Origin of the sequence: Streptomyces sp. NPDC056452 (genome assembly GCF_042796085.1) — a bacterium.
GTDB lineage: Bacteria > Actinomycetota > Actinomycetes > Streptomycetales > Streptomycetaceae > Streptomyces.
Genome location: NZ_JBHTRI010000019.1, coordinates 19,462 through 42,715 on the forward strand (window position 1 = coordinate 19,462; position 23,254 = coordinate 42,715).

The following is a 23,254-nucleotide window of genomic DNA, read 5'->3' on the forward strand; positions in this document are numbered from 1 at the left end:
AATCCTGAGGGCCTCTCGCGTTGCCCGTACAGCAACGAGGTGCGGCAGCCAAGTGCACCGACCGTGTCAGCCTGAACCGCCCACCGAGTCGGACACCCGGGTGTGTTCGTCCTCGCGGCTGTCCGCGAGGAACTCCACCAACGCCGTGGCGAAGAGCCAGACCAGGGCGATGGTGAGGACGACCAGCGCCGTCGGGTAGCTCCACAGGACGTACGTCAGGACGGCCAGGCCGACCAGGATCCAGGTGATCCACGCTCGGTGGCGTCGGAGGAACGGTCCGACCGGGCCCGTGCGCATGCCCATGCGGTCGGCGGTGGAGCGGACTGCCCCGATGCCGGCGTGCCACGACTGCCGTACGAAGGTCGCCGAGCGGCCGGGACCGCTCAGCCAGGCGGCCAGGGCGACGACCACACCGAGCGTCACCGCCATGCGGACCGTGGTGCGCAGGTAGCGCGTGAGCGTGTCGTAGACGGCTTCGGCGGCGGCCTGCGAGACGTTGTCGGGCAGCGCGTTCAGATAGGCCACGCGGAAGACGGTCAGGCTCAGGCCGAGCATCAGCACGGCGAAGGCGAAGGCGAGCGCCGCGGTCACGAGAACGCGCCTGCGGTGCCTGGACAGCAGGACTCCTGCTGCGATGAGGAGCACCGAGAGCACGGGCAGCCAGAACCCGGCGATCTGCAGGACCCGGAAGTACGTCTTGACGTCGCCGATGTTGTCGACGCGCAGCACCGTGAAGTCGGTGTGCACTTCCGGGATCTTCGAAGCCACCGTCATGCCTGCGTCGACGAGGCGTTGCTCGACCTGTGCGACGACCGGTCCGAGGTCGACGGAGACCGAGTTGTCATTGATCTTCACCGCACCGCCGCCGGAGCCCGTGAGGGCCTTCTCGACGGCCACATGGATGCGCTCGTTGGCCTGGATCCAGATGTTCTCGAAGGTCTCGGAGGCGATGACCTCCTCCGACTTGTCGTGGACGAAGCTGCGGACAGCACTCTCCAGCGAGTTGCCGAGTTCGCCGAGCGCCTTCTGGACCAGCGGCCGGTCCGCGGGGGCCACGCCTTCGAGCAGGGTCGGCAGGTCGATGTGCTGCATCACCGCGTCGGTGACCCTGTTCGCCGCGGCATTCTGGACGGCGGGGTCCGAGGCGAGCGGTGTGACCGTGTCCACGTAGCGGTCCTTGTTGCCCACGACGTCCGCCGCCCACGAAGCGAAAGCGGCATGCGGAGCGAGGACGCAGCCGATGACGATGAGCAGCGCGGAGAAGAAGGAGCGCCACCGGTGGTGGGGTGCCCGGGCGGTCCTGTCGGCCTCCAGCGCGTCGACCCGTGACCGCAGTACGTCCAGCTCGGGCTGTGTGCCCTCGGCGCCCGAAGTGTCAGGCTCTTGCCCACCCGGACCCGCTGACCTATCGTCCGGCATGGCGCGCCTCCGGGTTTGCCTGGTTGGTTTGCTGCCAGCACATCCCGGAGGCCGGTCACGCGCGAGCGCTCGGCGGCCGTCAGGGTGAAGGGCCTGGGGCGCCACGGAGCGGGCAGCCAGGGCGACCACCTGCCGGGGCCGCGGACCTGTCGCTCGGTCAGACCCGCTGCAGGGTCGAATCCTGGAGGTTCAGCAGCCCGAAGGCCCCTCGGGATCATCCCGGGGGGCCTTCGGCGCGCATACGTCAGCCGGCCCTACGTGTCCTGACGCCGCTGGTCTCGAAGTCGTAGATGGTCTGGTTGATGCGGAGTCCGTCGACGGCGCCGATCCACATGTGGTCGCGGCCCTTGCCCACCGCGGCCGAGAGGATGGTCGCCCCTGCGCCGCCGTCCGCGTTCAGTGCGTCCCTCAGGTCTTCGAGGGAGCACTGGGCGGCCTGGTCGCAGATGCCGTTCTCGCCGCCCGTGAGGAACCAGTAGCCGCTCGTGGTGGCGTCGATGAAGCCGCTCCACTTGTTCGTCACCGGAGCGGCGTCCGGTACCCACACCATCGTGGAGTAGTTGTCGTCCGGCAGCGAGGTCAGGTTCGGATCGATCTCGAACCTGATGTTCGGCATGTTCTCGGTGCCTCCGTACTCCACGTTCTCCCCGGTCTGGAAGACGTGGAACCCGACCCTGCGCAGGCCCTGCACCGGATCGCCGTAGAAGTCGACCTCGTTGCCGAAGTCGACCTTCTCGCTGGGAGGGCTCAGCGAGGTGGACTGGTCCGCAACCTCGATGCCGAGGCTGCCCCGTCCGTAGGGCGGCCTTGCGGAGGGGCCGGTCACACCGAACGAGCCGAAGGGGCCGTTCCTCAGATCGGCGACGGGAGAGCCGATCGTGTTGCGGGTGATCACGCCCCAGTGGTCAGCGCGCTCCTGGTCTCCGTCGTGTCCTCCTGCGACAGCGGACACCGATCCGGTGAATGTTGAGGCGACGATTGCGGCAAGTGCTGCGACCGCGAGGACCTTCCCCCGGGTCCCGCCAAAGCGAGTGCTCACACTCATTCCTTCCACGTAGGTGAGGGGCCAACGGCCTGCGCCGGGTGCCCGATCGACGCGGCGCACACCAGGCACATAACTCCTGGTGACGACGCCATTCCCATATGGGGGCATATGCGGCCGACATGCAACGGAAGATCCGGAGCGAGCATTACTCTCCGTGCCGAATCCGTGGTCGTGGTGCCGACGGACAGGGGCGGGCTCCGGGAGAGGAGTCGGAAGCCGCTGGTGAACTTCTCGGGGGCGTCCGGGGCCCATTCGGGGGTTCACGAGGGCATGGGGCGGGCGAGAGCGCTCAGTTCGACAGCGCCGATGAAATGGGAGAGGTCGTTCGGGCTCTCGCGCTGTCCGCGCAGGAGCCGGCGTCAGCAAGTGCTCCCGATTACTGGCGAGCGGGACGAGAGGCCCCCAGGGGAAGTCCTGGGGGCCTCTCGTTCGGGGCTCTCGCGGGGGCTGTCAGGCCGATGCCTCGGCGGGCGCGCCCTCCGGGGTCCGCTCCCGCACGATGCGGCGGGGCCGCGACGGCAGCCCGAGCAGCGGGTTGGCGACGCCCCAGGCGGCGCCCTTGCAGATCAGCTCCTTGTAGACGGCGGCGAGCCGTCCCGTCAGGGCCGCACCGACGGAGCGGTCGTCGGCGGTGACGTACTGGATCAGGCCCTCCTTGCGGCCCAGCGAGATGCACTGGTTGAAGTAGCGCAGCGGTGTGGTGGGGGTCTTCCCGCCGGTCAGGCGCGCCGCGATGGCGTCGGCGGCCTGCCACGCCATGGGGGTGCCCGTGGCGCACGACATCCGCAGCGGCTTGTCGCCGGGGCCCATCGCCATGGCCGCGTCGCCGATGGCGTACACGTCCGGGTGCGAGACCGAGCGCATGGTCCGGTCGACCACGATCTGGCCGGTGTCGGTGACGTCCAGGGCGGTGGCGCGGGCGATCGGGTGGACCGCGAAACCGGTGGTCCACACGGTGACCGCGGCCGGGACGGACGTTCCGTCGGCGGTCGTGACGCGGTCGGCCTCCACGGCCGTGACGGCTGCCTGTTCGTGGACGGTGATGCCGAGCTTGTCGAAGACCTTCCGTACGTGGTCGCGGCCCTTGGGCGAGAGCCAGTCGCCGAGCTCACCGCGGGCGGTGAGGGCGACGTCGAGGTCCGGGCGGGCCTCGGCGATCTCCGTGGCGGCCTCCAGGCCGGTGAGGCCGCCGCCGACGACGACGACGGTCTGTCCGGCGTCCAGGCCGGCCAGGCGCTCACGCAGCCGGAGCGCTCCGGGGCGGCCGGCGATCTCGTGGGCGTGCTCGGCGGTGCCGGGGACGCCTCGGCTGTTCCAGGCGCTGCCGAGGGCGTACACGAGGCTGTCGTACTCCAGCTCCTCGGTGCCACCCCCGTCGCCCTGGTCGATGACGGTGACGGTCCTGCGGTCGACGTCGACGCCGGTGACCCTCGCGAGCCTCAGCTCGACGCCCGTGCCGGCGAACATCTCGCTGAAGGGCCGGGCCTTGAGGTCCTGGCCGGCCGCCAGCTGGTGCATCCGCACGCGCTCGACGAAGTCGGGCTCGGCGTTGACGAGGGTGATGGCGACGTCCTCGCGGTGCAGCCGCTTGGCGAGGCGCCCGGCGGCGATGGCTCCGGAGTATCCGGCTCCGATGACGATGATGCGGTGCTGCATGTCCTGGCTCCTGTCTCGCGCGGGTTCACCACCTGAACCGGGCAGCCCTCCGTTTCCTGACAGGAGCGGGATGTGAAGCAGCTCACATCTGAATCAGAAGGGTCAGAAGGCGTTGAACAGGGGTTCCCCGTGCTCGGTGGCCGCCCACTGCCGGGTCGCGCGTTCGAGCTTGTCGGGGTTGACCTGGTTGCGGAACGCGGCGATTCCCCCGGCGGTGATCTCCAGGCACATGACGCCGACGACGCGGCCGTCGAGGACCGCCACGATGGCGGGCGCGCCGTTGGCGGTCGTGACGTGGACCCCGGGTGAGCCGCCGACGATGGCGCGCTTGGCCTCGGCCGGCTTGAACAGGCCCCGCATGAACTTCGCGACCGCGAGGGCGCCCTCGAACGCCTTGGCCCGGGCCGGAACCTTCCCGCCGCCGTCGCCGATCGCGATGGCGTCCTCGGTGAGCAGCCGCACGAGCGGCTCGGTCCGGCCGCTGGTGGCGGCCGCGAGGAACTCCTCGACGATCCGCCGGATCGCGGCCTCGTCGATCTCGGTGCGGGCCTTGCCGTCGGCGACGTGCTTCTTGGCGCGGTGGAAGGTCTGCTGGGCGGCGGCCTCGGTGATGCCGAGGATCTCCGCGACCTCCCGGTGCGGGTAGCCGAAGGCCTCCCGCAGCACGTACACCACCCGCTCGTTGGGTGAGAGGCGCTCCATGAGGGCGAGGACGGCGTACGAGACCGATTCGCGCTGCTCGGCGGTGTCGTCGGGGCCGAGCATCGGGTCCCCCGCGAGCAGCGGCTCGGGCAGCCACTCGCCCACGTAGGTCTCGCGCCGGACGCGGGCCGAGGTGAGCTGGTTGAGGCACAGGTTGGTGAGGACCTTCGTCAGCCAGGCCTCGGGGACCTCGATGCGGTCGACGTCGGCGGCCTGCCAGCGCAGGAACGTGTCCTGCACGGCGTCCTCGGCATCGCTCGCCGAGCCGAGGAGGCGGTAGGCGATGGCCTGCAGGCGGGGCCTGGATGCCTCGAACCGGTCCACGTCGTTCATGGTCAGGGCCATGGCCCGGATCCTAGCTCTCGCGGCCGTCTGCGGCCCATGGGGTGCGGCCCCCGAGCCGCTCGGCCGGTGCTGTCCGACAGGGGCCTTGAATATGATCGGCGCATGATGCAGCGAAGGGCCGATGCCGCGTAGGCCCCCGGGGGTGCTCCGGGCCGGGCCGCCGGATCGTCGAAGCCGCGGTCGGACCAGCACGTTGCTCATCGGCACGTGCCCCGGACCGCCCGCGTGCACCGCCGTTCACACGTACCTCTTCGTCGACGGCCTCGATGTGATCGGGCGCAGCGACAGCAGAGCCGTGGGACTGGGTCCGGACATCCTCCTCCGGCCCGGCGGACCGCTGTACCCGGCGGATGCCGCCCGCAGCGTGGGTGTCGCGTCGTCGCAGGGGCATACGACGCTCCACATCCGGGTGCGACTGCGTGGTGCGACGGTCGTCTGGAGCGAACTGACGTACCCGGGCCTCGACGACGGGGTGATCGAGGAGGTCTGCTTCGATCTTGAGCAGTACGTGGGCGAGATCGCGCGGGCGTACGGCGTTTGCGGCCGGGCGGCAACGCCCGTCCGTTGAGCAGGGGAAGAGCGGGAGCGGGCGTATGGGCTGGCAGTGCACCGGGCTGGGCTGGCCCGACGACGGGCCCGTGCTCGGGTGGCGGCGGAGTGAAGGGGCGGGCCGGGGCCGGGAGAGCGTTCTGGCGTACGGGAAGGAGCTCGGGTTCCGGGCGGAGGGTGAGCGCCAGTGTTCCGGGGCGCGCGGCAACCGGTGTCCGGTCACGGCTGTGGTCTCCGCGCGGAGTACGGGGGGCCGTTGCCCGGAGTGTGCGCGGCTGGACCGGGCGCACTCGGTGGCCGCGGACACGATCGCCGACGACCCGCGTACGTACCGCGTCTACCTGGCCTGGTTCGGGCCGGGGATGGTCAAGGTCGGGATCACCCGTGAGTCCCGGGACGCGGCGCGGCTCCGGGAACAGGGCGCCGTCGTGTTCACCTGGCTGGGGCGCGGACCCTTGATGGCCGCCAGGCGTACGGAGGAGCTGCTGCGCGCGGCGCTCGGGGTGCCCGACCGGATCCCGTACGCGCGCAAGCGCGCCGTGCGGGGCGAGTTGCCGGAGGCGGCGGAACGGGTCGCCGAGGTCGAAGTGCTGTACGGGCGTGCTGCCGAGCTTGAGGGGAGCGGGTGGCCGGAGGCGCTTGAGCGGCTGCCGTTCGAGGCCGTCGACCATGCCGGGGTCTTCGGGCTCGACGGGGCGGGGGCGGCGGCCCGGGTGGTGACCGGGCTGGTGGACGGCGGTGTGGTGGCCGGGCGGCTGGTGGCGGCGGCCGGGCCCGATCTGTATCTGGCGACCTCCGCGGACGGGGTCGTCGTGCTGGACACCCGGCTGATCACCGGCTGGGTGCTGGTGGGGGCCGACGCGCGGGCGGGGCTGAGTGTGCCGGTCGTCGCCGTGGGGGGCGGTGGGGTGCAGGACGGGCTGTTCTGAGATCGTCGCGAGGTGGCGACGAGGAAGGCGGGGCGGATGAGCGGCAGCGACAGTGACCGTGATGACGTGGTGCGGTTCTGGGAGCGGCTCGGACTGCCCGGGATCATCGACGTCCATACGCACTTCATGCCGGAGCAGGTGCTCCGCAAGGTGTGGGCGTACTTCGACTCGGTCGGCCCGCTGACCGGTCTCGAGTGGCCGATCGCCTACCGGCACGACGAGGAGGAACGGCTCGCGCTGCTGCGCTCGTTCGGGGTCCTGCGGTTCACCTCGATGCTCTACCCGCACAAGGCCGGGATGGCGACGTGGCTCAACGGCTGGGCGGCCGGCTTCGCGGCAAGGGTGCCGGACTGCCTGCACACCGCGACCTTCTTCCCGGAGGAGGGCGTGGAGGACTATGTGCGCGAGGCCGTCGAGGCAGGGGCCCGGGTCTTCAAGTCGCACATCCAGGTCGGTGCGTACGACCCGAACGATCCGCTGCTGGAGCCCGTCTGGGGGCTGCTGGCGGAGGCCGGGATCCCCGTGGTGATGCACTGCGGGTCCGGGCCGGCGCCCGGCGCGCACACCGGCCCCGAGCCGGTCGGCCGGCTGCTGTCCCGCCATCCCCGGCTGCGACTGGTGGTGGCGCACATGGGGATGCCGGAGTACGCGGAGTTCCTGGCGCTGGCGGCGGTGTACCCCGAGGTGCGGCTCGACACGACGATGGCGTTCACGGACTTCAGCGAGGACTTCACGCCCTTCCCGGCCGTGGAGCGCGGACGGCTCGCGGATCTGGGGGACCGGATCCTGCTGGGCACGGACTTCCCGAACATCCCCTATCCGTACGCGCATCAGCTGCACGCGCTGGAGCGGCTGGGGCTGGGCGACGCGTGGTTGCGGGCCGTCTGCCACGGGAACGCGAGCGCCCTGTTCGCCTGAGGGGAGGCTTTCTCAGGGAATTCACAGGTTGGGGAAAGGTCTCTCTCACGGCCGTCTCACAGGCTTGGGTCATGACGACGACCTCGCCCCTGGGGCGTACCGAACTGCTCAGGCCGGACCGCAATCCCGTCCGCGTACTGGTCGTGGACGACGAGGCTCCCCTTGCCGAGCTGCTCTCCATGGCCCTGCGGTACGAGGGGTGGGACGTGCGCAGCGCCGGGGACGGCGCGGGCGCTGTCCGTACGGCGCGTGACTTCCGCCCCGACGCAGTGGTTCTCGATGTGATGCTGCCCGACATGGACGGGCTCGCCGTGCTCAGCCGGCTGCGGCGGGAGCACTCCGATGTGCCGGTGCTGTTCCTGACCGCGCGGGACTCGGTGGAGGACCGGATCGCCGGGCTCACGGCGGGCGGCGACGACTACGTCACCAAGCCGTTCAGCCTGGAGGAGGTCGTGGCCCGGCTGCGCGGGCTGATCCGCCGCTCGGGCACGGCCACCGCGGCCCGCAGCGAGTCGACGCTCGTCGTCGGGGATCTGGTGCTGGACGAGGACAGCCACGAGGTGAGCCGGGGCGAGGACTCGATCCACCTCACGGCCACCGAGTTCGAACTGCTGCGGTTCCTGATGCGCAACCCGCGCCGGGTGCTGAGCAAGGCGCAGATCCTGGACCGGGTGTGGAACTACGACTTCGGCGGCCAGGCGAACGTCGTCGAGCTGTACATCTCGTATCTCCGCAAGAAGATCGACGCGGGGCGCACGCCGATGATCCACACCCGGCGCGGGGCGGGATACCTGATCAAGCCCGGTGACTAGCCCGGTGAGCAGGACCCGTGGGGGCGCGCGGCGGCCGTGGACGTTGCGCACCCGGCTCGTCGTGTACGCGGTGACACTCATCGCGGTCGTCGCCGCCGTGATCGGCTCCGTCACCACCATCGCCTTCCACAGCTATATGTACGGAAAGCTGGACGCCCAGCTGACCGACATCGCGAAGCGGGCCGACGACCGTCCGCCGACCCTCGGGGCGCCCGCTCCGGGCGGGCTGCAGAACAAGGATCCGCTCGGCTTCGTCGGTATGGGCGGTCAGCCCTTCGACACGTTCGGTGCCGTCTTCGTGGACGGGTCCGTCACTGATTCGCAGATCTCCGTGAGGGGGGACAGCGGGCTCGACGTGCAGCAGAACCTGGAGCAGCTGACCGCCGCGCAGGGGGATGCGCTGGAAGCGGCCGGAGTGCCCGCGGACGGTGCGGTGCACGACGTCGAGCTGCCGGGGCTCGGCGGCTACCACGTGAAGGCCGTCGCCAAGAACGACGGTTCGACCGTCCTCGTCGGCATTCCCACCGGCGAGGTGAGCGGCGCCCTCACCACCCTGATCCTCGTCGAGGTCTGCGTCACCGGGGCGGGCCTCATCGCTGCCGGAATCGCGGGCGCCGCGATGGTCGGTGTCGCCCTGCGCCCGCTGCGCCGGGTGGCGGCCACCGCGACCCGGGTCTCCGAACTGCCCCTGCACAGTGGAGAGGTCGCCCTGTTCGAGCGGGTTCCCGACGCCGAGGCCGATCCGCGGACCGAGGTCGGCCAGGTCGGTTCGGCCCTCAACCGGATGCTGGGCCACGTCGGTTCGGCCCTGGACGCGCGGCAGAAGAGCGAGATGCGGGTGCGGCAGTTCGTCGCGGACGCCAGCCACGAGCTGCGGACCCCGCTGGCCTCGATCCGCGGGTACGCCGAACTCACCCGGCGGGGACGGGAGTACGCAGGTCCCGACACCCGGCACGCACTGGGGCGCATCGAGTCCGAGGCGGAACGGATGACGGGCATGGTGGAGGACCTGCTGCTCCTGGCCAGGCTCGACGCCGGGCGGCCGCTCTCGTACGAGAGCACCGATCTGTCACCGCTCGTCGTCGACGCGGTGAGCGACGCGGGCGTCGCGGGCCGGACCTCCGGGGACGCCGGCCGGAACTCCGGGGACATGGCCGGGCCCACGCACCACTGGCGGCTCGAACTGCCCGAGGTGCCCGCGACCGTACGCGCCGATCCGACCAGGATCCAGCAGGTGCTGGTCAACCTCCTGGCGAACGCCCGTACGCACACTCCGCCGGGGACCACGGTCACCGTCCGCGTCCGGGAAGCACGCGGGGACATGCCCTGGGTGACGCTGGAGGTCCAGGACAACGGGCCCGGCATCCCGTCCGGGCTGCTGCCGCACGTCTTCGAGAGGTTCGCGCGCGGCGACGCCTCGCGCTCCCGGAACGCCGGCTCGACGGGGCTGGGGCTCGCCATCGTGCAGGCCGTCGTCGCCGCGCACGGCGGCCGGGCAGAGGTGCGCTCGGTGCCGGGGAACACCGTCTTCGCCGTCCATCTGCCCGCGGACGCGGTGTACGAGGGCGGCCCGGCAGGCGGCTCACAGCCTGACCACAGGCTCACCACAAGGGTGTGACAGCGCGGCTGGCGAGTGTCGTGTCATGCGAACCGACACCCCTTGGAGCACCTTGCCGGCCCGGGAGCATCTCCTGGCCGCAGCGGTCGACGCGGCCGGTGCTCCCGTACTCGACGTGGTGGTCCCCGTCTACAACGAGGAGAAGGACCTCGAGACCTGTGTGCTGCGCCTGCACGACCATCTGGCGCGAACGTTCCCGTACCGCTTCCGGATCACCGTCGCGGACAACGCGAGCACCGACCGTACGCCCCAGGTCGCGGCGCGGCTGGCGGCGCTGATCCCGGAGGTGCGTTCGTACCGGCTGGAGGAGAAGGGCCGGGGGCGGGCACTGCGCACCGTCTGGTCCCACTCGGACTCCCCGGTCCTCGCCTACATGGACGTCGACCTCTCGACGGACCTCAACGCCCTTCTGCCGCTGGTCGCCCCGTTGATCTCCGGCCACTCCGACCTGGCCATCGGCTCGCGGCTCGCGCGCAGTTCGCGCGTGGTGCGCGGCTCGAAGCGGGAGTTCATCTCGCGGGCCTACAACCTCATCCTGCGCTCCTCGCTGGCCGCCCGGTTCAGCGACGCGCAGTGCGGGTTCAAGGCGATCCGGCGTGAGGTCGCGCAGCGGCTGCTGCCGATGGTCGAGGACACCGGGTGGTTCTTCGACACCGAGATGCTGGTGCTCGCCGAGCGGGCCGGGCTGCGCATCCACGAGGTGCCGGTCGACTGGGTCGACGACCCGGACTCCACGGTGCACATCGTGAGGACGGCGACCGAGGACCTCAAGGGGGTCTGGCGGGTGGGCCGGGCGCTGGCCGTCGGCGCGCTGCCGCTGGACCGGCTGGCACGGCCGTTCGGGGACGACCCGCGCGACCGGGCCCTGCCCGGGGTGCCCGGCGGCCTGGCACGGCAACTGGTCGGCTTCTGTGTCGTGGGCGGGCTCTCCACGCTGTTCTACCTCCTCCTGTACTCCCTCTTCCGGCAGGGCGTCGGGCCGCAGTTCGCCAACGGGGCCGCACTCCTGGTGTCCGCCGTCGCCAATACGGCAGCGAACCGGAGGCTCACCTTCGGCGTACGAGGCCGGGGTGGCGCGGTGCGCCACCAGGCGCAGGGACTCGTCGTCTTCGCCATCGGCCTCGCGCTCACCAGCGGCTCGCTCGCCGCACTGGGCGCGGCGGCCGGAGCGCCCTCGCACGGCACGGAACTCGCCGTGCTGATCGCGGCCAACCTCGCGGCGACGGTGCTGCGGTTTCTGCTCTTCCGCGCCTGGGTCTTCCCGGACCGGCGCACGGACCACCAGGACGCCCGCAAGGCTCCCGCACACGAACTGAGGAACGCCCGATGACCGCCACGCACCCCGACCACCTCCCGGCACCGCCGGACACCCCCGGGCCGTTCGCGTCACCGGCGGCGTCGGCCGCACGGCAGGGGCACGGCCTTCCGAAGGAGCCGCTGCTGCGGCGCATCCGGCAGGGCAGGCCCGAGGATCCGCGCTGGGCACGGCCCGCGTTCCTCGGCATGCTGCTGGTGATCACGCTGGCGTACCTGTGGAACCTCAGCGCCTCCGGATACGCCAACTCCTTCTACTCGGCCGCCGTGCAGGCGGGCAGCCAGAGCTGGAAGGCGTTCTTCTTCGGCTCGCTGGACTCCGCGAACGCCATCACCGTCGACAAGCCCCCGGCCACGCTCTGGCCGATGGCCCTGTCGGTACGGATCTTCGGTCTCCACTCCTGGGCGATCCTCGCGCCCCAGGTGCTGATGGGCGCGGCCACGGCCGGTGTCCTGTACGCGGCCGTGCGCCGCCGGTTCAGCGCCGCCGCCGGGCTGATCACGATGGCGGTCTTCGCCCTGACGCCGGTCGCCGCGCTGATGTTCCGCTTCAACAACCCGGACGCGCTGCTGGCGCTGCTGATGACCGTCACCGTGTACTGCGTGCTGCGCGCCCTGGAGGGCGGCCGGACGAAGTGGCTGGTCTGGGCGGGCGTCGCGGTCGGTCTCGCGTTCCTGTCGAAGACACTGCAGGCGTTCCTGATCCTGCCGCCGCTGGCGGTCCTGTACGCGGTGTTCGCGCCCGTGTCGGTGCGCAGGCGCTTCGGCCAGCTGGGGCTGTCGGCCCTCGCGACGGCCGTCGCGGGCGGATGGTGGGTGGCGATCGTCGAACTGTGGCCCGCCTCCTCCCGCCCCTACATCGGCGGCTCGCAGAACAACTCCTTCCTCGAACTCACCTTTGGCTACAACGGACTCGGCCGGATCAACGGCGAGGAGACCGGCAGTGTCGGCGGTGGCGGAGGCGGCGGCCGGGGCGGCGGCTGGGGCGAGACCGGCATCGGCCGGATGTTCAACTCCGAGATCGGCAGCCAGATCGCGTGGCTGCTGCCTGCCGCTCTGCTCCTGCTGGTCGCCGGTATCTGGCTGACCTGGCGGGCGAAGCGGACCGACACGGCCCGTGCGGCCTTCCTCGCCTGGGGCGGCTCGCTGCTGATGACGGCGTTCGTCTTCAGTTTCATGGCCGGGATCTTCCACCAGTACTACACCGTTGCCCTGGCGCCCTACGTGGCGGCGCTCGTCGGCATGGGCGCCACCGTCCTGTGGGAGGAGCGGACCAAGTGGTGGGCGGGAGCCGCGCTCGGCGGGACCGTCGCGGTGACGGCCCTGTGGTCGTACGTCCTGCTGGGGCGTACCCCGGACTACGTCCCGTGGCTGCGCTGGGCCGTCCTGATCGGCGGCCTCGTGGGAGCGGTGGGTCTGCTGCTCGCGGCACGGCTGGGGCGCGTACTCGCCCTCACCGCGGTGGGGCTGGGCCTGGCCGCGTCGCTGGCCGGGCCGACCGCGTACACGATCAGCACGCTGAACACGGGGCACCAGGGCTCGATCGTCACCGCAGGACCGGCGGGCGGGAGCATGGGCGGCCGGGGCGGCCCCGGTGGTGGCGGCGGCGGTACCGGTGGTGTTCCGGGCGGCGGTCCCGGTGGTGGGACGCCGCCCGGGCAGGGCACGCAGCAGGGCGGTCAGGCTCCGGGCAACGCCCAGGGCGGCGGCTTCCTGGGCGGTGGCCGACCGGGCCAGGGCCAGCCGGGCCAGGGCCAGCAGGGCCAGACCGGTGGCCGGCAGGGCGGCATGCCCGGCGGTGCCACGGGTGAGGGCGGCATGGGCGGCGGTGGCGGCATGGGCGGTCTGCTGGGCGGCTCGTCCGTCGGCGCCGAGGCCAGGAAGCTCCTGGAGAAGAACGCCGACGACTACACCTGGGCCGCGGCGGCCATCGGTTCGCAGAATGCCGCGAGCTACCAGCTGGCCACCGGTGACCCGGTGATGGCGATCGGCGGCTTCAACGGCAGCGACCCGTCCCCGACGCTCGCCCAGTTCAAGGAGTACGTCGAGGACGGGAGGATCCACTACTTCGTCTCGAGCGGCTCGGGCGGCGGCGGGGGCATGGGCGGCAGCGGCGCCTCGTCCCGGATCTCGACGTGGGTGGAGGAGAACTTCAAGGAGGTCACGGCAGGCAGCGCGACCTTCTACGACCTCACTCAGCCGACGAGCGGGAGCTGACGCCGCAGTTCGAGATCGGCGACAACGGGGCGGTGGTCCGAGGCGAGTGTCTCGGGCACCGCCCCTTCGCGTACCCGCACAGCCCCGGACTTCGACACCGCCACGAAGTCGATCCGTTTCACCGGATCCTTGGCCGGGAAGGTCGGCGCCCCCGGATCGGCGTCCGTCAGCTCCTGCCAGAGCGGAGCCAGTTCCGGCGCGTCCGGCTCCGCGTTGAAGTCGCCGAGGAGGATCTGCCGGGCGCCCTTGTCCTCGGCCATGATGCGCCGGGTGTCGGCGACCTGGGCGATGCGCACGGACGGGTCGGGCCGGTAGTCCAGATGCGTCACGTACACATGCACCGGCAGCCCCTGGACCCGCAGCACGGCCTCGGCGAAGCCCGGCGCGGGCGCCGGTACCGGGTTCGGATCCTGGGTCGAGAGCCTCGTGATCCGGTGGTTCTCGGCGCTGATGATCCGGTACCGGGACAGCACCGCCACCCCGTACTCGCGCCGGGGTTCGCCGGGTTTCACCGGGTCGAGGCTGTAGATCGGCGCGAACGACACCCGCATGTGCAGCCGTCGGGCGAGCTCGCCCGCCAGATCGCGCCACTCGCTGCGGGCACCCCAGTGCGCGTCGACTTCCTGGAGGCCGATCACGTCCGCGTCCAGCGCGCGCAGTTGGGCGGTCTGCCGGTCCAGGTCGAAGACCTCGTCCATGCCGGCGCCGGCGTGGATGTTGTACGTCGCGACGCGGAGCGGGACTGTGTGCCCCTCCTCGGCGGCCCCCGCGGGCGGCGCGAGTGCGGCCACCGACAGGCCTGCGGCGATCAGGACGCCCACCGTACGACGACGCACGTTCATGTCACTCCACTCGTATCCGCTCGGACGCTTGTCAGGTCTGCGTCGACAGAGCTACCCGTCCCGGCGCCGCGCGCAAACGAGTTGTACGCCGTACGGGAAGTGCCTTACGGTGTACGACGCCGCACTCCCATACACCGTACAAGCGCACCGGAAACCAGGAGCCCGCATGACGGCGACCGCCGCCGAGCAGAACGATCTCGCCCCCCGGGGAGGCCACCCGCAGCGCTGGCTGATCCTCGGCGTCATCTGTCTCGCCCAGCTCACCGTGCTGCTCGACAACACCGTCCTGAACGTCGCGATCCCCTCCCTCACCACGGAACTGAACGCCTCCACCGCCGATGTGCAGTGGATGATCAACGCCTATTCGCTCGTCCAGTCGGGCCTGCTGCTCACGGCGGGGAGTGCCTCCGACCGCTACGGCCGCAAGAAGATGCTCGTCGCCGGCCTCGTGCTGTTCGGCATCGGCTCGCTGGTGGCCGGACTCGCGCAGTCCTCCGGGCAGCTGATCGCCGCCCGCGCGGGGATGGGCATCGGCGGCGCCCTGCTGATCACCACCACGCTGGCCGTCGTCGTTCAGATCTTCGACGACACCGAGCGCGTCAAGGCGATCGGCATCTGGTCCACCGTCAACTCCCTGGGCTTCGCCGTCGGTCCGCTCGTCGGCGGCGTGATGCTCGACCACTTCTGGTGGGGCGCGATCTTCCTGGTCAACATCCCCATTGCGGTCATCGGCGTGATCGCCGTCGTCCGGCTCGTCCCCGAGTCCAAGAACCCCCGGGGCGACCGTCCTGACCTGCTCGGCGCACTGCTCTCCACCATCGGCATGGCCGCCGTCGTGTACGCGATCATCTCCGGCCCGGAACACGGCTGGGGCTCGGGCCAGGTCCTGCTGACCGCCTTCACCGGGGTCGCCGTCCTCACCGGATTCGTCCTGTGGGAGCTCCACATCCCGTACCCGATGCTGGACATGCACTTCTTCCGGAACCAGAAGTTCATCGGCGCGGTCGCGGGCGCGATCCTGGTCGCCTTCGGGATGGGCGGTTCGCTCTTCCTGCTCACCCAGCACCTCCAGTTCGTACTCGGCTACGGACCGCTGGAGGCCGGTCTGCGCACGGCACCCCTCGCACTCACCGTGGTGGCCCTCAACCTCACGGGGCTCGGCGCCCGCCTCGTCCCGAGGATGGGGACGCCCGCCACCATCGCCACCGGGATGAGCCTGCTGGCCGCCGGGCTCGGAGCCATCGCGCTGCTCGGCCGCGAGGGGTACGGCGGCATGCTGCTCGGCCTGGTCGTCATGGGCGCCGGTATCGCGCTCGCCATGCCCGCCATGGCCAACGCGATCATGAGCGCCATCCCGCCGGAGAAGGCGGGCGTCGGCGCCGGGGTCAACGGCACCCTCGCCGAGTTCGGCAACGGGCTCGGGGTCGCGGTGCTCGGAGCCGTGCTGAACTCGCGGTTCGCCGCTCTCGTACCGGCGGCCGTCGGGGCGGCCTCGCTGCCCGCGGCGCTCGCCGCCGCGGACGGCGAGGGGGAACGGCAGCGGATCACCGATGCCTTCGCCTCGGGCCTGGAGGCCAGTCAGCTGGTCGGTGCGGTGGCGGTCCTGGCGGGCGGCCTGCTGGCCGCCGTACTGCTGCGCCGGGCGGAGCGCGCGGACGCGGCGGAGCCCGCCGGAGACCCTCGGCCCGAGCAGCGGGCACCGGAGCGGGCATAGCATCGGACGGAGTGCCGTACGGAGGGGTGCCATCCGCTCCGTACGGCATCCGTTGAGACGGACACCCAGGGCAGTCCGTACCGTCGGCAAGTCGAGGAGAGTGCGTCATGGGGTCCGCGGCGGACGGTGCGAACAACCCTGCACGGATCAGTGTGTGGCTGGACCGGCGAACCCCTTCGCGCGGCCGCAGGACGGATCAGCCGGCCGGCCTCGACCGGGACAGGATCACCGCGGCGAGCGTACGGCTGCTGGACTCCGAGGGCCTCGCCAAGTTCTCCATGCGCCGCCTCGCCGCCGATCTCGACGTCACCGCGATGTCCCTCTACTGGTACGTCGACACCAAGGACGACCTGCTGGAACTGGCCCTGGACACCGTCTTCGGGGAGATCGCGCCGCCCCAGGAGGAGACGGGCTGGCGCGAGCGGCTGCGCGAACTGGCCACCAGCTACCGGCAGATGCTGGTCCGGCACCCGTGGGCCTCGGCACTCGCCGGGAACTTCCTGAACATCGGCCCGCACTCGATGCTGTTCTCGTACGCGGTCCAGGACGTCATCCGCGCCACCGGACTGCCCCTGGAACACCAGTCGGGAGCGATGTCCGCCGTCTTCCAGTTCGTCTACGGGTTCGGCACCATCGAGGGCCATTTCCTGCAGCGTTCGGCGCAGGCGGGGCTGAGCCAGGACGCGTACTTCCGGCAGGCCATGAGCACGATCCGCTCCCATCCGGACCACCAGCACATCGTGCAGACCTCGGAAGCCGTCATGGCCGCGCGCGGCGGGGACACCGTCGAGGAGATGCGCGAGCGTGACTTCGTGTTCGCGCTGGACCTTCTGATCGCGGGCATCGAAGCGATGTGCGAGCGGGCAGTCCACCAGTAGCCCCGCGGCGTCAGTACCCGCGCCCCGTGTCCACGGCGAGTGCGGGACGGCGCCCCTCGGCCACCGCCTCCCAGCAGGCCGCGAAGTCCGTGACGACGTCCTCGTCGGCCGTGATGCCCGCGGAGTGCGAGGTGATCACCGTGCGAGGCAGCTGCCAGGCGGTGTCGTCGGGGCCCGCGGGCTCGTCGGGCAGCACGTCGAGGACGGCCCGCCGCACCGTACCGGCACGCAGGGCGGCCTCCAGCGCCGCCATGTCCACGCACGCGCCCCGGCCGACGTTGACGAAGGAGGCACCCTTCATCGCGGTGAACCGTGCGCCGCCGAAGAACCCCTCAGTGGCGGCGGTCAGCGGGAGCGTGGACACCACCCACCGGGCTTCGGCCAGCGCCGCCTTCTCCTCGTCCCCGCCGGCCGCGACCACCCGGTCGAAGCCCGGCGGTACGCCGTGCGGCGTGCGGGAGACGCCCACCGTGCGCAGCGAACACGCCCTCAGCAGCCCGGCGACCGCGGAGCCGATGTGCCCGGTGCCGTGGACGACGACGGTCTGCCCGGCGGCGAGTTCGGACGGGATGCGGCGCCACCGGGCCGCGGCGTGCTGTGCAAGGTGCTCCGGGACGGTCTGGCATTCGGCGAGCACCCAGGCCAGCACGTACTGGGCGATGCGCTCGCCCATACGGCCCACGGTCCGGGTCAGCAGCGCCCCTTCGGGCCAGGGGCCGGCGGCGAGCAGCGCGTCCGTACCCGCGTTGACGCTGTGGAACCACAACAGCTGTCCGGTGCGCAGGGCTCGGGGCAGAGTGTCGCCCACGTACAGGAACGGCCCCTCGGGCACGGTGCCGGACGCGCGTCCGGCCGGGCGCCCGGTGATCCGCTCCAGCTCCCCGACCACGGACGCGTCGAGGGCGGGCGCGGCCAGGAGCTCGGCCCGCGCGAGCAGATCGGGGCGGGGCGGACGGCGGGACGGCATCACGGGACGCGTCAGCTGCCGGTGGCCAGATGGGCGGGGAAGCCGCCGGTGGCGACCGGGCTCCAGCGCTCCGGCGTGATCCGGATGATGGACTTCCCCTGCTTCACCATCGCAGCCCGGTACTCGTCCCAGTCCGGGTGCTCACCGGAGATGTTCCGGAAGTACTCGACGAGCGGCTCGACCGACTCCGGTGCGTCGATCACCTCGGCCGAGCCGTCGATCTGCACCCACGGGCCGTTCCACTCGTCCGACAGGACGATCACGCTGACGCGCTCGTCCCGCTTGGCGTTGCGGGTCTTGGCCCGTTCGGGGTAGGTCGAGACGACGATCCGGCCCGCGTCGTCGACGCCGCAGGTCAGCGGGGAGCCCTGGGGGCGGCCGTCGGCCCGGGTGGTCAGCAGGATCGCCCGGTGCCGCGGCCGTACGAAGTCCAGCAGCCCGGCGAGCTCCACGGTGGTGTTGGTCGCGATGTTCGGTGCCATGCGGCCAACCCTATGCCGGTACGGAATCCCCCTGCACGGCCTGGATGTCCAGCTCCACCCGCAGCGTCGTACCGATCGCGGAGATGCCCGCCTGCACCACCTGGTTGTAGTTCATGGCGAAGTCCTCGCGGCGCAGTTCGGCCGTTGCGTGGAAGGCCGCCCGTACCCCGCCCCACGGGTCGGGGCCGGTGCCGAGGTAGCTGAGGTCCAGGTCGACGTCGCGGGCCACGCCGTGCATCGTGAGCACGCCGTCGACCGTCCATCGGTCCGGTCCTGCCGGGGTCAGGGCGCGCGAGCGGTAGGTGATCTCCGGGAACCGCTCGACGTCCAGGAAGTCGGGTGAGCGCAGGTGCTTGTCACGCATGCCGTTGCCCGTGTCGATGCTGGCCGGGGTGATGAAGGCCTCCACCCGGGAGCGCTGGACGTCCTGCGCGATCTCGATCCGGCCGCCGAATTCGGTGAACCGGCCGTGCACGCTGGAGATTCCCAGGTGCTGCGCGACCGCGGCCACCGAGGAGTGCACCGGGTCCAGGGACCAGGTGCCCGGCGGCGGCAGCTCCACCCCGCCCTGCCGGGCGAGCACCACGGTGCCGGCCTCGACCCGGCCGCTGGCCGTGACGAGCGCGGTGGAGGCGGCGGGTGCGTAGCCGACCGCTGTGACAATCACCGTGTACGCGCCGGCCTGCAGACGGTCGTCGGTACGGACGGAACCGTTCTCGTCGGCTGCGGCCCGGAGCACCTGGGCGCCCGTCATGTCGGTCACCGTGATGACCGCGTGCTGGACCGCCCAGCCGTCCCGCGTCCGTACCTGTGCGCGAAGTCCCATCTGTGCTCTCTCCTTGCTCCATCACTCAGTTGCTCAGTGACTCAATGAGTCGGGCCCCGGGCGGGGACGGCAGGCCGTCCCCTGCCTGCCGTCCCCACCACGGGGCCCGTTTCCGCCGGCGGCCACAGCCTCTCCGCTCGAAGTGCTGTTCCGCCAGGGGTCTTTGTGGATCTTCCGTGTCTACTCGCCCGGGTGGGCGAGCTCGATGTCGTGGCCGTCGACTCCGACGCCCTTCACGGTCAGCGCGGTGGCCACCGGCGGGTAGCCCGTCGCGATGACCGAGTACTCGCCCGCGTCCAGGTCGGTGAAGGCGTACGCCCCGTCCTCCCCGGTCGTCGAGCCCGCGACCACGTTGCCTGCCGCGTCGATGAGGGTGACCCGGGCGTCGGGCAGCGGGGCCCGGCCGGAGCCGGCCCGTACGACACCCTGGACCAGCGCACCGGACCGCAGTGCCGCGTCGACCCGGGTGACTCCCTGGCCGCCGATCTCCACCGGCAGGGCCAGCGGACGGAAGCCGGCGGCCGTCACGGCCACGGTCACCGTGCCGGGGATCAGCTCGCCGAAGGTGAAGTCGCCCGCGTCGCCCGAGGTGCCGGTGGCCAGCACATCGCCGCGCACATCGGTCACGACGACCATCGCGCCCCCGACCGGGGTGCCGCCCTCGGCGGTCCGTACGGTCCCGGCGAGACCGCTCGTACCGGCGAGCAGGATGTCGTACGCGAGGGGCTCCTCGCCGACGACCACGGTGGAGGCCTGCGGCTGGAAGCCGTCGGCGGACGCGATCAGGACGTAACTGCCGGAGCCCGGCGCGTCCAGTACGTAGCCGCCGTCGGCCTGGGCGACGGAGCGCCCCAGCTGCCGGCCGCCCAGCGAGATCAGCGTGACGGCCGCCCGGGCGACAGGCGCGCCCTCGGCGCCGCGCACCACTCCGCGTACGGGCGTTCCGTGCGCGGTCACGACCGGGGTGTCCAGGGCGTCCGTTGCCTCGACCGAGGTGACCCCGGCCGTTGCTTCGGCGACGAGCGCGGTGGTGCCCGTGGTGGCCTCGGCGGCCTCCGTGGCGGGTGCCGCGCCGCCGGCCGGGACCTTGTCGTTGCCGGCGTTCGTCTTCAGCGCGACCTCCTTGATGAAGATCGTGACGATGAACGCGACGAGCGCTGCCGGGGCGGCGTACAGGAAGACGTCGGCGACACCGTGGCCGTAGGCGACCTCCATGACGGTGCGGAACGGCGCGGGGAGCTTGTCCAGGTCGGGGATGCCCCCGCCGCCGGTACCGCCGTGGCCGAATGCGGCGCCCTGGGGGCCGAGGTCGGCCAGGCCGTCCTTGACGTAGTGGGTGACGCGGTTGGCCATGACGGCGCCGAGCGCGGAGACGCCGATGGCGCCACCGAGCGAGCGGAAGAACGTGACGACGGAGCTGGCCGCGCCGAGGTCGGCGGGAGCGACCTGGTTCTGCGTGGCGAGGACCAGGTTCTGCATCATCATGCCGATGCCGAGGCCCATCACGAACATGAAGACGGCGATGTGCCAGTACTCGGTGTCGTACCGGATGGTGCCGAGCATCCCGAGGCCCGCGGTGACGAGGAAGCCACCGGCGACCAGCCAGGCCTTCCAGCGGCCCGTCTTGGTGATGACCTGGCCCGAGACGGTCGACGAGAGGAAGAGCCCGGCGATCATCGGGATGGTCATGACGCCGGACATGGTCGGCGACTTGTCGCGCGCCAGCTGGAAGTACTGGCTGAAGAAGACGGTGCCCGCGAACATCGCGATGCCGACGAACAGCGAGGCGATCGAGGCCAGGGTGATGGTCCGGTTGCGGAAGAGGCGCAGCGGGATGATCGGCTCACTGGCACGGGACTCGATGAGCACGAAGACCAGCGTGAGCAGGACCGCGCCCGCGAGCATCGTGTAGGTCTGCCACGAGACCCAGTCGTACTTGTCGCCCGCGAAGGTGACCCAGAGCAGCAGCAGCGAGACGGCGGCGCTGATGAAGAACGCGCCCGACCAGTCGACCTTGACCTCGCGCTTGACGACCGGGAGCTTCAGGGTCTTCTGCAGCACGATCAGGGCGATGACCGCGAACGGCACACCCACGTAGAAGCACCAGCGCCAGCCCATCCAGCTGGTGTCGGTGATGACACCGCCGAGCAGCGGGCCGCCGACGGTGGCGACGGCGAAGACCGCGCCGAGGTAGCCGCTGTAGCGGCCGCGCTCGCGCGGGGAGATCATCGCGGCCATCACGATCTGGGCGAGGGCCGAAAGGCCGCCGACTCCGATGCCCTGCACGACGCGGCAGGCGATGAGCATGCCGCTGCTGGTCGACAGACCGGCCACGACCGAGCCGAGCACGTAGATGATCAGTGCTATCTGGACCAGCAGCTTCTTGCTGAACAGGTCGGAGAGCTTGCCCCACAGGGGGGTGGTGGCGGTCATGGCCAGCAGCGAGGCCGTGACGACCCAGGTGTAGGCGCTCTGGCCGCCGCCGAGGTCGGAGATGATCTCCGGCAGGGCGTTGGAAACGACGGTCGACGACAGGATCGCGACGAACATGCCGAGCAGCAGCCCGGTGAGCGCTTCCATGATCTGGCGGTGTGTCATCGGCGTGCCGTCGGGGGCGTCCGATGCCCCGTGCTTGGCGTGGCCGCCCCGCACACCGGTCGGTGTGGTCGTAGCCATGGAGTTCCTTGTCTTTGCTTCTGTTACACAGGTGTACGGGTGTGCGAATCGTCGGAGTGCCCGGTGCGGCAGTCGCCGCTGTGCTTCCCGGGGGCGCAGCCGACGAGGCTGCGGCAGGAGAAGTTGTCGCGCAGCCGGGACAGCAGGGTGTTGAGTTGTCCGACGTCCTCGTCGGACCAGTCGGGGAGGTTGCGGGCGAACATTTCCGTGGTGCGCCGGGACAGTTCGCCCAGCAGGTCGTGGCCGGCGGGGGTCAGCCGCACGATGCGGGACCGCTTGTCCGCAGGGTCCGGGAACCGTTCGATCCAGCCGTTGTCCACGGCGTGGGCGACGTGCCGGCTGGTCACCGACATGTTCACGGCGAGAAGTTCGGTGAGCCTGGTGATCCGCATCTCGCCGTACTGGGACAGCAGGGTCAGCACGGCGGCCGAGCCACCGGGGCACTCTGCGGGCAGGATGCGGGCGAGGCCCCTTTTGACGGCTCCGATGGCGCTGAGCTGCCGTGCCAGTTCCTCGTACTGGCTCCGTGCGGCCACCGGTCCTCCAGATTTCTCCCGGGTCATCTTGTTGCTTAGGGCAACGATAGAAGCTGTTGGTTGCTACAGGCAAACGAAAAGGGGCTTGCAGAAGTAAAGGAAGGCAAAAGCCTCCGTCGGCTCCCGGTCAAGCCCGCAGCGCAGGGCGGGTGAGCCGCGCCGGATGTGTTCCGCAGCACAGGGTGCGAGCGGGACCGCCCCTCACGGGAGCGGCCCGGATCTCCACCGGAGGCGGCCGGACGGGCCCGTGGAGGCGGTGCGGAGTGCTTCGGTGGAGGGGTGAAGAGGCCGTGGACGGCTTGGACGGGCATCGCCCGCTGTGGACCCGGGGGTTGGGCGGCACCCCTGAGTTCGCTAGTGTCCTGGGCCATGGCACACAACCCCCACGCCCAGCAGCCGGGCCCCGAGGGCACTCACGACCCGGCGGGCAGCACGCAGATGTTCCGCGCCTTCGTCGACGAGGGCGAGCCGCAGCGCAGGCAGCAGCCTGCCGCGACGTCTTCCGGGCCGAAGGCGGGGGTGATCGCGATCGTCGTCGCGGTCGTCGTCGTCCTCGGCGCGGTCGCCTGGCTCGCGCTCGGCTGACCGCGGTCCCCGCGGACGGGGACCCCTGCTCAGGTCACGTCCCTGTCACTTCCCACGGCGTGACGCCCCGGCCCTCCGGCATGCCCGCCGGAGGGCCGGGGCGTCGTGCCGTGTCCGCACGCGGTGCGGCGCCCGCTTCCCGCCTGCGTCGCCCCTTGCCGGCCGGGCGCACGGCGGCCGTCGCGACGGCGCCGGGCACACCGCGGCCGCCGAGGCGGTGAACA

General features: G+C 71.4%; 20 protein-coding genes. 10 read left to right on the forward strand and 10 right to left on the reverse strand.

Annotation, left to right across the window (positions count from 1 at the left end):
• Nucleotides 1-66: 66 nt before the first annotated feature.
• From ACFQ6X_RS19565 to sigJ, 4 genes are all read right to left on the reverse strand, one after another.
• Nucleotides 67-1,419 (reverse strand): hypothetical protein, encoded by a 1,353-nt coding sequence (locus ACFQ6X_RS19565; protein ID WP_383183046.1) that lies wholly within the window; start codon nt 1,417-1,419, stop codon nt 67-69.
• Between the two features lie 244 nt (nt 1,420-1,663).
• Complete coding sequence (locus ACFQ6X_RS19570; RefSeq protein WP_383183048.1) at nt 1,664-2,371, reverse strand: hypothetical protein; 708 nt, start codon at nt 2,369-2,371, stop codon at nt 1,664-1,666.
• Between the two features lie 543 nt (nt 2,372-2,914).
• On the reverse strand, nt 2,915-4,120 hold the full coding sequence (locus ACFQ6X_RS19575) for an NAD(P)/FAD-dependent oxidoreductase (protein ID WP_383183050.1): 1,206 nt from the start codon (nt 4,118-4,120) through the stop codon (nt 2,915-2,917).
• 102 nt (nt 4,121-4,222) lie between these two features.
• Nucleotides 4,223-5,167, reverse strand: a complete 945-nt coding sequence (sigJ, locus tag ACFQ6X_RS19580) for an RNA polymerase sigma factor SigJ (protein ID WP_383183052.1) — start codon at nt 5,165-5,167, stop codon at nt 4,223-4,225.
• Between the two features lie 193 nt (nt 5,168-5,360).
• Here sigJ and ACFQ6X_RS19585 point away from each other — a divergent pair, with 193 nt between their 5' ends.
• The 7 genes from ACFQ6X_RS19585 (at nt 5,361) to ACFQ6X_RS19615 (ending at nt 13,524) form a co-directional block, all read left to right on the forward strand.
• Nucleotides 5,361-5,735, forward strand: a complete 375-nt coding sequence (locus ACFQ6X_RS19585; RefSeq protein WP_383183054.1) for a hypothetical protein — start codon at nt 5,361-5,363, stop codon at nt 5,733-5,735.
• A gap of 25 nt (nt 5,736-5,760) precedes the next feature.
• Complete coding sequence (locus ACFQ6X_RS19590; RefSeq protein WP_383183056.1) at nt 5,761-6,645, forward strand: DUF2797 domain-containing protein; 885 nt, start codon at nt 5,761-5,763, stop codon at nt 6,643-6,645.
• Between the two features lie 36 nt (nt 6,646-6,681).
• Nucleotides 6,682-7,563: an amidohydrolase family protein gene (locus tag ACFQ6X_RS19595; RefSeq protein WP_383183058.1), complete on the forward strand. Its 882-nt coding sequence runs from the start codon at nt 6,682-6,684 to the stop codon at nt 7,561-7,563.
• A gap of 71 nt (nt 7,564-7,634) precedes the next feature.
• Entirely contained in the window at nt 7,635-8,375 is a 741-nt protein-coding gene (locus tag ACFQ6X_RS19600) for a response regulator transcription factor (protein ID WP_383183060.1), read from the forward strand.
• Between the two features lie 4 nt (nt 8,376-8,379).
• Complete coding sequence (locus ACFQ6X_RS19605) at nt 8,380-9,993, forward strand: ATP-binding protein (protein ID WP_383183062.1); 1,614 nt, start codon at nt 8,380-8,382, stop codon at nt 9,991-9,993.
• Nucleotides 9,994-10,018: 25 nt separating this feature from the next.
• A complete protein-coding gene (locus ACFQ6X_RS19610; RefSeq protein WP_383183064.1) occupies nt 10,019-11,323 on the forward strand; it encodes a glycosyltransferase in 1,305 nt (434 codons plus the stop codon).
• Nucleotides 11,320-13,524 (forward strand): ArnT family glycosyltransferase, encoded by a 2,205-nt coding sequence (locus tag ACFQ6X_RS19615; protein ID WP_383183066.1) that lies wholly within the window; start codon nt 11,320-11,322, stop codon nt 13,522-13,524. Before ACFQ6X_RS19610 ends, ACFQ6X_RS19615 begins: the two co-directional genes overlap by 4 nt.
• Here the strand turns inward: ACFQ6X_RS19615 and ACFQ6X_RS19620 are convergent.
• Nucleotides 13,503-14,366, reverse strand: a complete 864-nt coding sequence (locus ACFQ6X_RS19620) for an endonuclease/exonuclease/phosphatase family protein (protein ID WP_383183068.1) — start codon at nt 14,364-14,366, stop codon at nt 13,503-13,505. The two genes, ACFQ6X_RS19615 and ACFQ6X_RS19620, sit on opposite strands and share 22 nt — an antisense overlap.
• 166 nt (nt 14,367-14,532) lie before the next feature.
• Between ACFQ6X_RS19620 and ACFQ6X_RS19625 the strand changes: the two genes are divergently transcribed.
• Together ACFQ6X_RS19625 and ACFQ6X_RS19630 are read left to right on the forward strand one after the other, a co-directional pair.
• Complete coding sequence (locus ACFQ6X_RS19625) at nt 14,533-16,080, forward strand: MFS transporter (protein ID WP_383183070.1); 1,548 nt, start codon at nt 14,533-14,535, stop codon at nt 16,078-16,080.
• A gap of 107 nt (nt 16,081-16,187) precedes the next feature.
• A complete protein-coding gene (locus ACFQ6X_RS19630) occupies nt 16,188-16,958 on the forward strand; it encodes a TetR/AcrR family transcriptional regulator (protein ID WP_383183072.1) in 771 nt (256 codons plus the stop codon).
• 10 nt (nt 16,959-16,968) lie between these two features.
• On the opposite strand, the gene ACFQ6X_RS19635 is transcribed toward ACFQ6X_RS19630, so the two are convergent.
• From ACFQ6X_RS19635 to ACFQ6X_RS19655, 5 genes are all read right to left on the reverse strand, one after another.
• Nucleotides 16,969-17,925, reverse strand: a complete 957-nt coding sequence (locus ACFQ6X_RS19635) for an NAD(P)-dependent oxidoreductase (RefSeq protein ID WP_383183074.1) — start codon at nt 17,923-17,925, stop codon at nt 16,969-16,971.
• An 11-nt stretch (nt 17,926-17,936) separates the two neighbouring features.
• A complete protein-coding gene (locus ACFQ6X_RS19640; RefSeq protein ID WP_383183076.1) occupies nt 17,937-18,407 on the reverse strand; it encodes a PPOX class F420-dependent oxidoreductase in 471 nt (156 codons plus the stop codon).
• A gap of 10 nt (nt 18,408-18,417) precedes the next feature.
• Nucleotides 18,418-19,233, reverse strand: coding sequence for a YceI family protein (locus ACFQ6X_RS19645; protein ID WP_329208914.1), 816 nt, complete (start codon nt 19,231-19,233; stop codon nt 18,418-18,420).
• A gap of 180 nt (nt 19,234-19,413) precedes the next feature.
• Nucleotides 19,414-21,909: an MFS transporter gene (locus ACFQ6X_RS19650; protein ID WP_383183078.1), complete on the reverse strand. Its 2,496-nt coding sequence runs from the start codon at nt 21,907-21,909 to the stop codon at nt 19,414-19,416.
• Nucleotides 21,910-21,932: 23 nt separating this feature from the next.
• Nucleotides 21,933-22,445, reverse strand: a complete 513-nt coding sequence (locus ACFQ6X_RS19655; protein WP_383183080.1) for a MarR family winged helix-turn-helix transcriptional regulator — start codon at nt 22,443-22,445, stop codon at nt 21,933-21,935.
• Nucleotides 22,446-22,814: 369 nt separating this feature from the next.
• Between ACFQ6X_RS19655 and ACFQ6X_RS19660 the strand changes: the two genes are divergently transcribed.
• Nucleotides 22,815-23,030 carry a hypothetical protein gene (locus tag ACFQ6X_RS19660; protein ID WP_383183082.1) on the forward strand — a complete coding sequence of 72 codons (216 nt, stop codon included), beginning with the start codon at nt 22,815-22,817 and terminating at the stop codon, nt 23,028-23,030.
• The last annotated feature ends 224 nt before the right edge of the window (nt 23,031-23,254 follow it).

What these genes read in the sequence shown, in the direction of transcription:
- ACFQ6X_RS19620 (WP_383183068.1), bottom strand. Translation starts at nt 14,366, where the DNA reads ATGAACGTGCGTCGTCGTACGGTGGGCGTCCTGATCGCCGCAGGCCTG.
- ACFQ6X_RS19615 (WP_383183066.1), top strand. Translation starts at nt 11,320, where the DNA reads ATGACCGCCACGCACCCCGACCACCTCCCGGCACCGCCGGACACCCCC.
- ACFQ6X_RS19565 (WP_383183046.1), bottom strand. Translation starts at nt 1,419, where the DNA reads ATGCCGGACGATAGGTCAGCGGGTCCGGGTGGGCAAGAGCCTGACACT.
- ACFQ6X_RS19650 (WP_383183078.1), bottom strand. Translation starts at nt 21,909, where the DNA reads ATGGCTACGACCACACCGACCGGTGTGCGGGGCGGCCACGCCAAGCAC.
- ACFQ6X_RS19660 (WP_383183082.1), top strand. Translation starts at nt 22,815, where the DNA reads ATGGCACACAACCCCCACGCCCAGCAGCCGGGCCCCGAGGGCACTCAC.
- ACFQ6X_RS19645 (WP_329208914.1), bottom strand. Translation starts at nt 19,233, where the DNA reads ATGGGACTTCGCGCACAGGTACGGACGCGGGACGGCTGGGCGGTCCAG.
- ACFQ6X_RS19590 (WP_383183056.1), top strand. Translation starts at nt 5,761, where the DNA reads ATGGGCTGGCAGTGCACCGGGCTGGGCTGGCCCGACGACGGGCCCGTG.
- ACFQ6X_RS19610 (WP_383183064.1), top strand. Translation starts at nt 10,019, where the DNA reads ATGCGAACCGACACCCCTTGGAGCACCTTGCCGGCCCGGGAGCATCTC.
- ACFQ6X_RS19625 (WP_383183070.1), top strand. Translation starts at nt 14,533, where the DNA reads ATGACGGCGACCGCCGCCGAGCAGAACGATCTCGCCCCCCGGGGAGGC.
- ACFQ6X_RS19630 (WP_383183072.1), top strand. Translation starts at nt 16,188, where the DNA reads ATGGGGTCCGCGGCGGACGGTGCGAACAACCCTGCACGGATCAGTGTG.
- sigJ (WP_383183052.1), bottom strand. Translation starts at nt 5,167, where the DNA reads ATGGCCCTGACCATGAACGACGTGGACCGGTTCGAGGCATCCAGGCCC.
- ACFQ6X_RS19640 (WP_383183076.1), bottom strand. Translation starts at nt 18,407, where the DNA reads ATGGCACCGAACATCGCGACCAACACCACCGTGGAGCTCGCCGGGCTG.
- ACFQ6X_RS19595 (WP_383183058.1), top strand. Translation starts at nt 6,682, where the DNA reads ATGAGCGGCAGCGACAGTGACCGTGATGACGTGGTGCGGTTCTGGGAG.
- ACFQ6X_RS19635 (WP_383183074.1), bottom strand. Translation starts at nt 17,925, where the DNA reads ATGCCGTCCCGCCGTCCGCCCCGCCCCGATCTGCTCGCGCGGGCCGAG.
- ACFQ6X_RS19600 (WP_383183060.1), top strand. Translation starts at nt 7,635, where the DNA reads ATGACGACGACCTCGCCCCTGGGGCGTACCGAACTGCTCAGGCCGGAC.
- ACFQ6X_RS19575 (WP_383183050.1), bottom strand. Translation starts at nt 4,120, where the DNA reads ATGCAGCACCGCATCATCGTCATCGGAGCCGGATACTCCGGAGCCATC.